9 protein-coding genes and 1 pseudogene are annotated in these 14,028 nt (G+C 67.6%); all 10 read left to right on the top strand.

Annotation, left to right across the window (positions count from 1 at the left end; translation table 11 throughout):
• Positions 1-15 precede the first annotated feature (15 nt).
• Positions 16-675, top strand: coding sequence for a nitrate reductase molybdenum cofactor assembly chaperone (narJ, locus tag API01S_RS19885; protein ID WP_061305905.1), 660 nt, complete (start codon positions 16-18; stop codon positions 673-675).
• A gap of 18 nt (positions 676-693) precedes the next feature.
• Positions 694-1,377, top strand: a complete 684-nt coding sequence (narI, locus tag API01S_RS19880; RefSeq protein ID WP_061305903.1) for a respiratory nitrate reductase subunit gamma — start codon at positions 694-696, stop codon at positions 1,375-1,377.
• Between the two features lie 24 nt (positions 1,378-1,401).
• Entirely contained in the window at positions 1,402-2,202 is an 801-nt protein-coding gene (locus API01S_RS19875) for a peptidylprolyl isomerase (RefSeq protein ID WP_061305901.1), read from the top strand.
• Positions 2,202-3,236: a GTP 3',8-cyclase MoaA gene (gene moaA, locus API01S_RS19870; protein WP_061305899.1), complete on the top strand. Its 1,035-nt coding sequence runs from the start codon at positions 2,202-2,204 to the stop codon at positions 3,234-3,236. Before API01S_RS19875 ends, moaA begins: the two co-directional genes overlap by 1 nt.
• A 14-nt stretch (positions 3,237-3,250) precedes the next feature.
• Entirely contained in the window at positions 3,251-3,910 is a 660-nt protein-coding gene (locus tag API01S_RS19865) for a carbonic anhydrase (RefSeq protein ID WP_061305897.1), read from the top strand.
• Entirely contained in the window at positions 3,907-4,404 is a 498-nt protein-coding gene (gene mobB, locus API01S_RS19860) for a molybdopterin-guanine dinucleotide biosynthesis protein B (RefSeq protein WP_061305895.1), read from the top strand. The genes API01S_RS19865 and mobB overlap by 4 nt, the downstream gene beginning before the upstream one ends.
• A 46-nt stretch (positions 4,405-4,450) precedes the next feature.
• A complete protein-coding gene (locus API01S_RS19855; RefSeq protein WP_061305893.1) occupies positions 4,451-6,388 on the top strand; it encodes a type IV pili methyl-accepting chemotaxis transducer N-terminal domain-containing protein in 1,938 nt (645 codons plus the stop codon).
• A gap of 11 nt (positions 6,389-6,399) precedes the next feature.
• Positions 6,400-7,065: a response regulator gene (locus API01S_RS19850; protein WP_006219303.1), complete on the top strand. Its 666-nt coding sequence runs from the start codon at positions 6,400-6,402 to the stop codon at positions 7,063-7,065.
• Positions 7,066-7,563: 498 nt separating this feature from the next.
• Positions 7,564-7,701, top strand: a pseudogene (locus API01S_RS29660) (ESPR domain-containing protein); the annotation flags it as partial.
• A 27-nt stretch (positions 7,702-7,728) separates the two neighbouring features.
• Positions 7,729-14,028 (top strand): hypothetical protein (locus tag API01S_RS19840; RefSeq protein ID WP_255221305.1); only part of this gene is annotated, 6,300 nt, incomplete at its 3' end.

Below are 14,028 nucleotides of genomic sequence, written 5' to 3'. Positions count from 1 at the left end.
ACAGGAGAGAACACCATGACGCAGTACCGCTTGCTTTCAGCCTTGCTCAGTTACCCCGAGCCCGAATTGCTTGACGCCCTGGGCGACGTCGAGGCCGCGCTGGCCGTTTACCCGGACGCCGAAGAAGCCTTGCAACCGCTGATCGCCTACCTGGCCACCAACGATCTGATCGCCGTGCAGGAAAACTACGTGGCCACCTTCGATCGTAATCGCTCGCACTCGCTGCACCTGTTCGAACACGTGCATGGCGAAAGCCGCGATCGCGGCCAGGCGATGGTCGACCTGCTGGAGACCTATCGCCAGCACGGCTTCGAGCCGGTCGCGGCCGAGCTGCCCGATCACGTGCCGCTGTTCCTGGAATTCCTCGGCGTGATCGATCCGGCCGAAGCGCAGGACCTGCTGGACGAAGCCATCCACGTGCTGGCCGCCATCGGCGCGCGCCTGGCGCGTGGCGAGAGCCCCTATGCCGGCATCTTCGCCGTGCTGCGCGCGCAGTCGCGCGTGACGCCGCGCGAACAGACGGACGCGCCTGTGCGCGACATGGACGAGGCGATGGAGACTTTCGGCGTCAGCGCGGACGGCGTGGAGCCGCTGTTGCGGCCGTTCGCGGGCGATGGCGCGCAAGCCGTGCGCTTCTACCCGCGTGCGCAGGCCACCCCGCCTGCCACCCATTAATGCTCAGGACGACGCATCATGAACTCCCTGAATCAATTTCTGTTCGGCATCTATCCCTATATCGCGCTGACCATCTTCCTGTTGGGTAGCCTAGCGCGCTTCGAGCGCGAGCAATACACCTGGAAGACCGATAGCTCGCAGCTGCTGCATCGCGGCCAGCTGCGGCTGGGCAACATTCTTTTCCACGTCGGCATCCTGGGGCTGTTCTTCGGCCATCTGGCCGGCCTGCTGACGCCGGTGGTGGTATGGGACACGCTGGGCGTGACGCACACGCTCAAGCAGACGGTGGCCATGGTGGCTGGCGGCGTGATGGGCGGGCTGTGCCTGATCGGCCTTTTGATCCTGATCCACCGCCGCCTGACCGACCCGCGCATCGCGCGCACCACGCGCCCGGGCGACAAGCTGCTCTTGCTGTGGATTCTTGTGACCCTGCTGCTGGGCCTGTCCACCATCGTACTGTCGGCCGGCCACATGGACGGTGAAATGATGGTGCGCCTGATGACCTGGGCGCAGCACATCGTGACCTTCCAGGGCGACGCCGCCAGCCATATCGCCGGCGTGCCGCTGCTGTTCAAGGCGCACCTGTTCATGGGGCTGACCCTGTTCGTGATCTTTCCGTTCACCCGGCTGGTTCACGTCTGGAGCGGCTTTGCCTCGCTGGGCTACCTGGGCCGCGCCTGGCAGCTTGTCCGCCCACGCTGAAACCGCGCACATCAGGAGCCCAACATGCCTGTCATCGTCAATGGCGTCGAACTGAGCGACGCCGATCTGGAACGTGAACTGCCGCTACATGCCGACGCCAGCAACCCCATGCGTCACGCCATCACCGCGCTGGTGCTGCGCCGGGTGCTGCTGGACGAGGCGCGCCGGCTGGGCGTGCCGCCGCCCACCGCCACCGAGCCGGGCAAGGCGCAAGAGGAGGGCGACAGCGAAGACGCCATCATCACCGCCTTGCTTGCCCGGCAGGCCGCCGCGCCCGTGGCGGACGACGCCGCCTGCCGCCGCTTCTACCACGCCAACCCGCAGCGCTTCATGGTGGGCGAGCTGATCGAAGCGGACCACATCCTTTTCCAGGTGACGCCCGACGTCAACCTGGACATGCTGCGCGCCCACGCCAATACGGTATTGCAGGATCTGCTGGCCGACCCCTCGCGCTTTGCCGAGGTGGCGCGCGCGCAATCGAACTGCCCGTCGGCGGCGGTGGGCGGCAACCTGGGGCAGCTGGGCCGGGGCGACACCGTGCCGGAATTCGAACGCGCCGTGTTCGCGCTGCCCTCGGGCGGACTGCTGCCGCAACTGCTGCAAACGCGGCACGGCCTGCACATCGTGCGCGTCACGCGCCGGATAGAAGGGCGCATGCTGCCTTACGAACACGTGGCCCAGCAGATCGCGGCGGCCTTATCGAGCATGAGCCAGGACACCGCGTGGCGGCAATACACCAAGCTGCTGGTCGAGCAGGCGGACGTGCAGGGCATCGATCTGGAGAGCAGCGAGGCGGATCGCGTGGTGGCCGGGAGGACCGTGTGATGGACTCGCCCGCTGCAAGCTCGCATGGGCGGGATCCGGCCGCACGCGCCTTGGTCGACGGATTCGGCCGCCGCATCGACTATCTGCGAGTTTCCGTCACCGACCGCTGCGACCTGCGTTGCAGCTACTGCCTGCCCAAAGACTTCAAGGGTTTCGAAACGCCCGCCAACTGGCTCACGCATGCCGAAATGGCGCGCGTCATCGGCCTGTTCGTGGGGCTAGGCGTCGCCAAGCTGCGCTTGACCGGTGGCGAACCGCTGCTGCGCCGGAGTCTGACGGACCTGGCCGGCGCGGTCAGCGCGATGGCGGGCGTGACGGACCTGTCCGTTTCCACCAATGGCACGCGGCTGGCGCGGCATGCGCTCGCACTGCGCGCTGCCGGCGTGACGCGCTTGAACATCAGCCTGGACACGCTGGACGCCAACGCGTTCAGCCAGATCACCGGGCGCGATTGCCTGGCCGATGTGCTTGCCGGCCTGCAAGCCGCGCGCGAAGCGGGCTTTGCACCCATCAAGCTCAATAGCGTCGTGCACGCCGCGACCCCACACGCGGACGTGCGGCGCTTGCTGGATTACGCCGTGGCGCAGGGCTTTGTCTTGCGGCTGATAGAGCCGATGCCCATGGGCGCGTGCGGCCAGGGCATGCGCCACGCGGACCTGAACGCGCTGGGGGCGGTGCTGGCCGCCGAAGCGGGGCTGGTGCCGGCCATGCCGGGTGCGGGGACGTCGCCCGGCGCGGGTCCGGCGCGCTACTGGACCCTGGGACACGGCGCGCCGGTGCTGGGCGTCATCACCCCCATGTCGCGCCACTTCTGCGCCAGCTGCAACCGGGTCCGCCTGGGCGTGGACGGCACGCTGTACCTGTGCCTGGGGCAGGAAGACCAGGTGCCGCTGGGCCGGATGCTGCGCGCCGGCGCCACCGACGTAGACCTGACTCGCGCCATCCTGGACGGCATCGCCGCCAAGCCCGAACGGCACGACTTCCTGGGCCAGCCTGAACGCATCGTGCGCTTCATGGCGCAGACAGGCGGATAGGGAGCCCAGCCGACATGCGTGACATCGAACGTTTCATCGACGGCTTCCAACGCTTTCAACAGCAGTACTACGAAGACGCGCCCGCGCTGTACCGCCACCTGCGCGATGGCCAGCATCCCAGCACCTTGCTGATCGGTTGTTGCGATTCGCGGGTGGACCCGGCCATGCTGCTCGGTTGCGACCCCGGCGATATCTTCGCGGTGCGCAACGTGGCCAATCTGGTGCCTCCGGCCAGCGCCGATCGCGGCCTGCAAGGCGTGCTGGCCGCCATTCAATTTGCGGTCGAACAATTGCGCGTCAGCCGCATCATCGTGCTGGGCCATGCGCATTGCGGCGGCATCCGCGCGCTGATGGAACGGCGCACCCGCAGCGATGGCGAAACCGATTACCTGGAACGCTGGATGGACATTGCCGAACCGGCGCGCGACCGCGTGCGGCGGCAGATGCCCGCCGCCAGCGACGCCGAACGGCGGCGCGCCTGCGAGCAGGCGTCCATCCTGATCTCGCTGCGCAATCTTGACGACCTGCCTTTCGTGCGGCGCGCCGTGGCGGCGGGCGCGCTGACGCTGCATGGCTGGTATTTCGATCTGGTGGCGGGGGCTTTGCTGGCATACTCGCCGCGGGCGGACGCGTTTCTACCCATAGTCTGTCCCTTGTTTACGGAGCATGCATGAGCCCAGTTTTCGGTATCACCGGCCGGTCCGGCAGCGGCAAGACGACCTTGATCGAGGCGATGTTGCCCTTGTTCGCTGCGCGCGGCCTGCGGGTGAATGTCATCAAGCACAGCCATCACGATTTCCAGATGGAGCCTCCCGGCAAGGACAGCGCGCGTTTTCGGCTGGCGGGCGCGCAGGAAGTGATGGTGGCCTCGCCGTACCGCTATGCCATCGTGCATGAGCTGCGCGACGCGCCGGAGCCGACGCTGGATGAGCAACTGGCGCGGCTGTCGCCCGCTGACCTGGTGCTGGTGGAAGGCTTCAAGCAGGCCGCGATTGCGCGGATCGAAGTCTATCGGCCCGCAGTGGGCAAGCCGCCGCTGCATGCCGAAGACGGCAGCTTCTTGGCCGTCGTCACCGACACCGCGCTGGATACCGAATTACCCTGCCTGCCCCTGAACGAGCCGGCGCGGGTGGTCGATTTCATCTGCGCGCGGCTGGGCCTGAGCTGAAGGCGAATACACTGATTGCCGCAACGCCTTGCCCGCACCGACCCCCATGACGCCAGCTTCCCCCCTCGACCCCCCCGACGGCCTGCCGCCGCCCCGGCATCGGCTGTCCACGCGCATCATCGCCAGTTCGTTGGCGGCGCTGGTGGTGGTGCTGTCCATGATCAGCTGGACGCTGTGGCTGTCTTGGCAACTGGAAGGCGCGGGCGCGGCCATCAACGACACCGGCAGCCTGCGCATGCGGGCCAACCGCGTCGCGGTGGAACTGATGCGGCCGCAGTCGGGCCGCGAGGTGCGCAGCAACGAACAGATTGCCGAGATGGACGAGACCATCTCGCGGCTGGCGCGCGGCAACCCGGCGCGTCCGCTGTTCATCCCCAATGACGAAGCGATCCGCGCGCAATGGCACGACGTGGCTAACTACTGGCAGGACATCATGAAGCCGGCCGCGCAGGCGGCGCTGGCGCAGCCCGATGCCGCCACGTATTTGCAGACACTGCCGGAATTCGTCGCGCGCGCGGACACGCTGGTGCGGATGATCGAACAGGACAACGCCGGCAAGACCACGGCGCTGCGGCTGTCGCAAGGCGTGCTGGCTGCGATTGCCTGCGCCGGCACGCTGGCGATGATCTACCTGCTTTATCTGTGGATCATCGCGCCCGTGCTGCGCCTGCGTGACGGCCTGCAACGCATGGCCGACCGCGATTTCAGCACGCGCCTGCCGGTGGAAAGCGAAGATGAATTCGGCGCGCTGGCACGGGGCTACAACCGCATGGCCGATGAATTGCAGGATCTGTATACCGGACTGGAAACGCGCGTCGAACAGAAAACCGCACAGCTGGCCGCGCAGAACCGCGAGATTGGCGCGCTCTACGACATGGCCGCGTTCCTGAACCAGCCCAACGAAATCGAAGCGATGTGCGATGGCTTTCTGCGCCGGGTCATGTTGCAGTTCGACGCGGACGGCGGCAGCATCCGCGCGCTGGATCCGCAAAACGAAAAGCTCAATCTGGTGGTGTCGGTCGGCCTGTCCGACGCGCTGGTCGAATCCGAGCACTGCATGAAAGTGGACGATTGCTATTGCGGCGTGGCAACGCGCCAGGCCGGCGTGGTCGTCATCCAGGACTTCCGCCATTCGCCGCCCGACATGGATTTGAACTGTGTGCGCGACGGGTTCGCCAGCGTGGCGGTGTTTCGCATCGTGACGCGCGACGAAGTGCTGGGTTCATATTCGCTGCACTTTCGCCAGCAGCGCCGGCTGGCCCCGTCCGATTCGCAGCTTCTGGAAACGCTGGGCCAGCATCTGGGCGTGGCGCTGGACAACCGCCGCCTGAGCGCGCAGGCGCGACAGCTGGCCGTGGTGCAGGAACGCGGGCTGGTCGCGCAAGGGCTGCATGACAGCCTGGCGCAGGGCCTGAACTTCCTGAATCTGCAATTGCAGATGCTCGATGCCGCCGTGAAGCGCGGCGATGAGGACGAGGTCGCCGAAATACTGCCGCTGCTGCGCACAGGCGTGGACGAAAGCTATCAGGACGTGCGCGAGCTGCTGAACAATTTTCGCAGCAAGCTGGGGCAGGGCGACCTGCAAGCCGCCATCGAAAGCACCGTCGAGCGCTTCCGCCGGCAGACGGGTATCGACATCGCGCTGCGCATGGAGGCGGGCGAGGGCGCGCCGCTGCCGCCCGACCAGCAATTGCAGGTGCTGTTCATCCTGCAAGAAGCGCTGTCCAACGTGCGCAAGCATTCGGAAGCCAGCCGCGTCGAAGTCGCGGTGGGCAATGACCGCGATTTCACCTTGCTGATCGCCGACAACGGCCAGGGTTACGACCCGGCCGACGTCGCCGCGCGCGGCGAGGCGCACGTGGGCCTGCACATCATGCAAGAGCGCGCGGCCCGCATGCGCGCTGTAATAAAACTCGACTCGCGGCCGGGCGCCGGCACGCGCGTCGCTTTGACCTTGCCTGGCAGCGAACGCCAGGCCGCCTGACCTTATCGACCATGCCTATCCGTATCCTGCTCGTTGACGACCACACCCTGTTCCGTTCGGGCGTGCGCCTGCTGCTGCAACGCCAAGCCGATTTCGAGATCGTGGCTGAAGCGGGCGACGGCGTGGAAGCCGTCAAGCGCGCCAAGGAGCTGCGCCCCGATGTGGTGCTGCTGGACTTGAACCTGCCCGGCCTGTCGGGCCTGGAAACGCTGCAATTGCTGACGCAGGATTTGCCATCCTGCGCCGTCATCATCCTGACCGTGTCCGAAGAGGCCGACGAGCTGGGCCAGGCGCTGCGCGACGGCGCGCGCGGTTATCTGGTGAAGAATATCGACGCCGAGGTGCTGACCTCGGCCATCCGCCGCGCGGCCGCAGGCGAATCCGTCATTGCCGAAAGCATGACCGCCAAGCTGGTCGACCAATTCCGGGGGCAGGCGTCGCTGGCGGCGCAGGGCAAGAGTCCCGCCGAACGCCATCGCCTGACGGCGCGCGAAACACAGATCGTCCAATGCCTGGCTCGTGGCGCTAGCAACAAGGTGATTGCTCGTGAGCTGGATGTCAGCGAAAGCACCGTCAAGATCCACGTCCAGAACGTCTTGAAGAAGTTGAATCTGACAAGCCGCGTGCAGGTGGCGGTATATGCGGTGGAACACGGCCTGCATTCTGACGAAGAATGACGGCGGGGTCATGATTCCCTGACGCCGCTGACATCTCGGATTCCTGACTGTTTTCAATATTAGTACGACAAGAATCGCTCGGTTCTTGCATTTTCTTATAAATCCTATTTTCGTAAATCGGCATACCGAATTCTTTTTGGTATTAGTCGTTATTCGCGGCCAGATATTCATCTAGGCCGCTCGCCGGGTCCGCGCATCGCCAGCGGCCACAACACCCTTTCCATTTGGTTATCTGTTTTCGCGCTGCGGGCCGCAGCCCGCATACGGCTGCCTGCGCCTGCGGTTTTGTCGCGTCGATTCACAACCGTTATCTGATTAATAAAACGATATTCAGAAGTGGTTTCATGCGATTGCTACAAAACACAAGTGCGAATAATCACTGTCACTAGGATTCCTGACAGAAATGTCTCAATTTGCTAGGAAAAATCCTTCTGATTTCTCTGATTGGAAATCAGCGTTGTATGACTGATTGCGGATTTCCAAGTCCGTCAATGGAGAGTGGCCGTGAATAAGATATATAGCCTCGTGTGGAGCCAGAGTGCCGGTGCGTGGGTGGTCGTTTCTGAGTTGGCCAAAGCCCGCGGAAAATCCAATCGAGGCGCGCGGCGCCAAGCGTTGCGCCGGGCCGGTGGCCTGGCGGCTCCATTGATTCTTGCGGCGACGATGGCGAGCACCGCGTGGGCGGGCACGGCCATACAGGGCTCGGTAATCAGTACGGCGACCACGGGCGGGGCCACCCCGGCCACCGTGGACGCCAACTCGATTGCGATAGGCGGCGGCTCGGGCGCGACCGCCACCAACATCAGCGTCGCGGTCGGCGACGCTTCTATTGCCACGGGCTCGAACTCCGTGGCGGTGGGGCGTGCGGCAAATGTCACGGGCACCAACGCGACTGGGGTCGGCACGGGGGCCACGGCCAGCGGCGCGGCCGCGACCGCCCTGGGGGGCGGAGCAACGGCGAGCGCTGCCTCGACCCTGGCCGTGGGGGGGTCCGCGATGGCGACCAACAGCGGCGCCACGGCGGTGGGCCAGGGATCGTCGGCCTCCGGTAGCAACTCTTTGGCGGTCGGGTTGAGCGCCACGGCGGCGGGCAACAGTTCCGTGGCGGTGGGGCAGGGCGCTTCATCCGCCGGCAATAGCTCAGTCGCCGTTGGCCAAACGGCCAATTCTTCCGCCGGAAATGCCGTGGCCATAGGCGTGCAAACCGTCGCCTCGGCAGCGGGGGCCGTGGCTTTGGGCGCGTCGGCGGACGCGTTGAGCGTGTCCGCCTTTGCGGGTGGCGTCAACGCGCAGGCGCTGGGCATGAACGCGTTGGCGGTGGGGACGGGTGCGGTGGCGGGCGTGGCGTCAGGGGTGCTCATGAACGACACCGCCTTGGGTAATAACTCGCAGGCGACGGGGGGCAGTTCGCTGGCTGTCGGCACGGGTACGCGGGCCTCGGCGGCGGGTGCGGTCGCGCTGGGTGGCAACGCGTCAGGCGGCGCGAACGCGGCCGGCGTCAACTCGATTGCCATCGGCGGGCAGGCCGCAGTCGGCGGCTCGGCGACCTCTTCCATCGCGATAGGCCGCAACGCCCAGGTGTCGGGCGTGTTCGGCATCGCGATTGGCGACAGCACGGCGTCGAACAGTACCGGCCAGAACGTCGCGATCGGTTCGGGCGGCACCGTGGCCAATAGCGCCACGGCGGCAGGCGGCGCGGTGGCCATCGGACGCCAGCAGGTGGCGGCCGGCGACGGCGCAGTGGCAATCGGCGATCCCAACGCGGCGTCCGGCACGGGTGCTGTCGCCATCGGCGCGGCCAACAACGCGGGCGGCTCGGGCGCGCTGGCGATCGGGACGACCAATACGGCGTCCACCAACGGCGCGGTCGCTCTGGGCGCATCGTCGCAGGCGGGCGGCGGCGTGGGGGCGTTTGGCGCAGGCCAGACTTCCGTGGCGGCCGGCCAGGGCGCGGTGGCGGTGGGCAACGCCAACTCGGCAAACGGGCAGGGCGCGGTCGCCATCGGCGACCAGAACACGGGCGCCGGCGTAGCGTCCATTGCGATGGGTTCCGGCTCGAAGGCGACGGCGGGCAGCACGATCGCGCTGGGTTATCAGGCGTCTGCAACGAACGGGCAAGCCATCGCGATCGGCTACCAAAGCAACACGGCGGGCGGCAACGCCGTGGCCATGGGTTATCTGAGTAACGCGGCCGGACCGAGCGCGGTGTCGATAGGCCCGCAATCGAGCGCGGCGGGCAACTCGGCGGTAGCGATCGGCAACCAGTCCGTGGCCAAGAACGCGCAAGACACGTTCATCGGGTATTTCGCGGGGGCCGGCACGAACACGAGCGGGGGCAGCAACACCGCGATCGGCGCGCAGGCCGGCACGGTGCCCTCGGGGCAGTTCAACACCGCGGTCGGGGCGAGCGCCGGGCAGGTCGTCAGCGGCAACCTGAACACGGCGCTCGGGTTGCAGGCAGGCAACAACGTCAGCACGAGCGGAACCGTGGCGTTGGGCTACCTGGCCACCCCGACCGTCATCAACTCGGTTGCGCTGGGCAGCAACACGCTGACCACGGCCTCGGCTACCGCGTTCACCGCCGGTATGAATCCTTACGCCACCACCACGATTGCCGGCAACACGTATCTGTTCCTGGGCGGACAGTTGATGCCCGTGGGCGTGGTGAGCGTGGGCGTGGACGGCAACGTCACCCGACGCATCCAGAACGTGGCCACCGGCATGCTCAGTGCGACCAGCACCGACGCCGTCAACGGGGCCCAGCTATACGCGGTGGCGCAACAAGTGTCCTCGTCGGCGCCCGCGCCGACCAACTATTTCAACGCCAACTCGTCCACGACGGGCGTGGGCAGCAACACCCGCGCCAACTCTGGCGCCACCGGCACCGACGCCATCGCTATCGGCGGCAGCGCCTCGGCATCGGCCGCCAACGATACGGCGCTCGGCAAGACGGCGCAGGCCTCGGGCGGCGGTTCCATGGCATTGGGCGCGACCACGCAGGCCAGCGCGGCCAACGCGATTGCGCTGGGCACCGGCGCGACCTCTGGCGTGGCGGGCGCGATTGCGCTGGGGGCCGGCGCACAGGGCACGGCCAACGTCGTGACCAGCGGGATCGTCTCGCCCAGTACGGCGGGGCCGATTGCCGGTATCGGCTTCAACAACACCGCCAACATGGCGGCAGGCGCGGTCTCGGTGGGTACGCCGACCGGCAAGCGCCAGATCAAGAACGTGGCCGACGGTTCGGACTCGAACGATGCGGTCACCGTGCAGCAGATGTCGGCGGTGGCCAGCGCCGCGAACACGGGCATGAACAACCTGGGCACCAGCGTGGCCAGCAACCTGGGAGGCGGCGCGGCGTACACGGCCGGCTCGGGCACCATCACCACGCCCACCTACAGCGTGCAAGGCACGTCCTACACCAACGTGGGCACGGCCCTGGGCGGTTTGAATACCGCCGTGACCAAGCTGGTGACGGGCAAGATCGGTCCCTTCGTGTCGGACAACAGCGTGACAACCGTGCAGGCGGTCGCCTCGGGAGCCAGCGCGACGGCGGGCGGCTTCGGCGCGTCGGCCACGGGCACGGCATCCACCATCGTGGGCAACCAGTCCACCGACAACGCGGTGGCCAACTCCACGGTCCTAGGTCAGGGCGCATCGATCAGCGCCGGGCTGGCGGGCAGCAACGTCGCGCTGGGAACGGGCTCCAGCGCGGTGCTGGGGTCGCAGGCAGGCTACACCGGCTTTGGCCTGGCGGCGCCGCAGAACTCGACGGGCGAAGTCTCGGTGGGCACCTCGTCCAACCGCCGCAAGATCACCAACCTGGCGGCGGGCAGCGCGCCCAGCGATGCCGTCGCCATGGCGCAGTTGACGGGCGCGGCGTCCAACCTTGGCACGGGCATGGCGTCCTACCTGGGCGGCGGGGCGGCCTACAGCGGCGGCACTGGCACAGTCAGCGCACCCAGCTACAGCGTGCAGGGCGCGAGCTATTCGAACGTCGGCGCGGCGCTCGGTGGCGCCGATACCGCCATCACCAATCTGGTGGCCGGCCGCATCGGTCCGTTCACCTCCAACAGCAGCATCGTTACGACGCAGTCCGTAGCCTCCGGCGCGGACGCCAGCGCGGGCGGCTTCGGCGCGTCGGCCACGGGCGCGGCGTCCACGGTCATCGGCAACCAGGCCACTGACAACGCGGTCGCCGACTCAACCGTGCTGGGGCAGGGGGCGTCGGTGGACACCGGGCTGGCCGGCTCGAACGTGGTCCTGGGCCAAGGATCTTCCGCCTCCATCGGCTCGCAATCGGGCTATATCGCGTTCGGCATCGCAGCGTCCCAGACTTCGACGGGCGAAGTGTCCGTGGGCTCGGGCGGCGCGCGCCGCAAGATCACCAACCTGGCGGCGGGCAGCGCGCTCACCGACGCCGTGAACGTCGCGCAGTTGCGCGGGGCGGCGTCCAACGTGGGCAGCAGCCTCGCCAGCGGCCTGGGAGGCGGGGCGGCGTACAGCCCCGGCCTGGGCACCGTCAGCGCGCCGGCCTATTCGATCCAGGGCACCACCTATTCCAACGTCGGCGCGGCGCTGGGCGGCGCCAACAGCACCCTTTCAAGCCTGATCTCGGGCGACATCGGACCGTTCACCTCCGACAACAGCGTCAACACCACGCAGTCGGTCGCCTCCGGCGTCAACAGCATCGCGGGCGGTTTCGGGGCGTCGGCGCTGGGAGCCACGTCCACGGTCATCGGCAACCTGGCCACGGACAATGCGGTCGCCAGCTCGACCGTGCTGGGCCAGAACGCGTCGGTGGACACGGGGCTTGCCGGCTCCAACGTGGTCCTGGGCCAGGGCTCGACGGCATCCATCGGCTCGCAGTCGGGCTACCTTTCCTTTGGCATCACGCCTGCGCAGTCCTCGGCGGGCGAGGTGTCGGTGGGCACGCCGGGCAGCCGCCGCAAGATCACCAACCTGGCCGCCGGCAGCGCGCTGTCCGACGCCGTGAACGTGGCGCAACTGAGCGGCGCCGCCTCCAACCTGGGTACGACCATCGCCACCCGCCTGGGCGGCGGCGCGGCATACAGCGTGGGGGCGGGCACGGTCAGTGCGCCGGCCTACACGATCCAGGGCACGACCTATTCGAACGTGGGCGCAGCGCTGGGAGGCGCCGATACCGCGATCACCGGACTGGTGCAGGGTGATATCGGTCCGTTCACGTCGGACAACAGCGTCAGTTCGGTGCAGTCGGTGGCCTCGGGCGCCAACGCCAGCGCGGGCGGCTTTGGCGCGTCGGCGACGGGAGATGCATCGACGGTCGTGGGCAACGAAGCCTCGGACAATGGCGTTCATGAGTCGACGGTGCTTGGCCAGGGCGCGTCGATCACAGCCGGCCTGACTGGCGCCAACGTCGCGCTGGGCCAGGGCTCGGTCGCGGACGTGGGTGCGCAGGCGGGCTATGCGGCGATCGGCGTGAGCGGCGCGCAAAGCTCAATCGGCGAAGTGTCGCTGGGCACCTCGGGCGCGGAACGCAAGATCACGCACCTGGCGCCGGGCAGCGCGGCGACCGATGCGGTCAACGTGAGCCAGCTGACGGGCGTGTCCAACGCCGCGTCGGCGGGCCTGTCCAGCCTGGGTTCCAGCATCGCGGCGAACCTGGGCGGGGGAGCGGGCTTCGACATGGCGACCGGCACGGTCACCACGCCGACTTACGATGTGCAGGGAACCAGTTTTTCGAATCTGGGCGGCGCCATCGGCGGCCTGGACTCGGCCGTGGCCAGCCTCGCCAGCGGCAAGACGGGCGCTTTCGTATCGGATGACAGCGTGAGGACGGCCCAGGCGGTTGCCTCCGGCGCCGATGCGTCGGCGGGTGGCTTTGGCGCGGTGGCGAGCGGAGACGGTTCGACCGTGGTCGGCAATGGCGCGTCGGACAGTGGCGTTGATCATTCGACCGCTATCGGCCAGGGCGCCACGATCACGGCGGGCCTGAGCGGCGCGAACGTCGCGCTGGGCCAGGGCTCGGTGGCGACGGTCGGCGCGCAGACGGGTTACTCCGCGATCGGCTTGGCGGCGACCCAGGATTCCAGCGGCGAAGTGTCTGTGGGCGCAACGGGCGCGGAACGCAAGATCACCAACCTTGCGGCAGGTAGCGCGGCGACCGACGCGGTCAACGTTGCGCAACTGACGGGGGTGTCGAATGCGGCGACGGCAAGCGTCGGTGCGTTGGGCGCAAGCGTGGCGAGCAATCTGGGAGGGGGATCGGCGTTTGATCCAGCAACCGGCACCGTCACCGCGCCGGCCTACGGCGTGCAAGGCAGCACGTACTCGAACCTGGGCAGCGCCATTGACGGCCTCGACTCGGCAGTGACCAGTCTTGCCAGCGGCAAGTCCGGCGCGTACGTCGCGGACAGCAGCGTTGTTACGACGCAAGCCGTTGCCTCGGGCGCGAATGCATCGGCGGGCGGCTTCGGTGCATCGGCGACTGGCGCGGCGTCCACGGCGCTGGGTAACCAGGCCAGCGACAACGGGGTCGATAACTCGACGTTGGTCGGCCAGGGCGCAACGATCACGGCGGGCCTGACGGGTTCGAACGTGGCGTTGGGCCAAGGTTCGGTGGCGACGGTCGGCGCGCAGACGGGTTACTCGGCGATTGGCCTGAGCGCCGCGCAGGACTCCAGCGGCGAAGTGTCGATTGGCGCATCGGGTGCGGAACGCAAGCTCACCAATCTTGCCGCAGGCAGCGCGGCCACTGATGCGGTGAACGTCGCGCAACTGACCGGCGTATCCAATGCCGCCACTGCAAGCGTGGGCACATTGGGCGCGAGCGTGGCGACGAACCTGGGCGGCGGATCGGCCTTCGATCCGGTGACGGGCACAGTCACTGCGCCCAGCTTCGGCGTGCAAGGAAGTTCCTACGCGAACGTGGGCAGCGCCATCGGCGGTCTGGACTCGGCAGTGACCGGCCTTGCCAGCGGCAAG

Source organism: Achromobacter piechaudii NBRC 102461 (genome assembly GCF_001571245.1).
GTDB lineage: Bacteria > Pseudomonadota > Gammaproteobacteria > Burkholderiales > Burkholderiaceae_B > Achromobacter > Achromobacter piechaudii.
Note: the sequence above shows the minus strand (reverse complement) of the source record. Positions and strands in the feature narration are given on the sequence as shown.

Excerpts from the sequence above, each read along its gene's own strand:
- API01S_RS19855 (WP_061305893.1), top strand. The coding sequence starts at position 4,451 with ATGACGCCAGCTTCCCCCCTCGACCCCCCCGACGGCCTGCCGCCGCCC.
- narI (WP_061305903.1), top strand. The coding sequence starts at position 694 with ATGAACTCCCTGAATCAATTTCTGTTCGGCATCTATCCCTATATCGCG.
- narJ (WP_061305905.1), top strand. The coding sequence starts at position 16 with ATGACGCAGTACCGCTTGCTTTCAGCCTTGCTCAGTTACCCCGAGCCC.
- moaA (WP_061305899.1), top strand. The coding sequence starts at position 2,202 with ATGGACTCGCCCGCTGCAAGCTCGCATGGGCGGGATCCGGCCGCACGC.
- mobB (WP_061305895.1), top strand. The coding sequence starts at position 3,907 with ATGAGCCCAGTTTTCGGTATCACCGGCCGGTCCGGCAGCGGCAAGACG.
- API01S_RS19850 (WP_006219303.1), top strand. The coding sequence starts at position 6,400 with ATGCCTATCCGTATCCTGCTCGTTGACGACCACACCCTGTTCCGTTCG.
- API01S_RS19865 (WP_061305897.1), top strand. The coding sequence starts at position 3,251 with ATGCGTGACATCGAACGTTTCATCGACGGCTTCCAACGCTTTCAACAG.
- API01S_RS19875 (WP_061305901.1), top strand. The coding sequence starts at position 1,402 with ATGCCTGTCATCGTCAATGGCGTCGAACTGAGCGACGCCGATCTGGAA.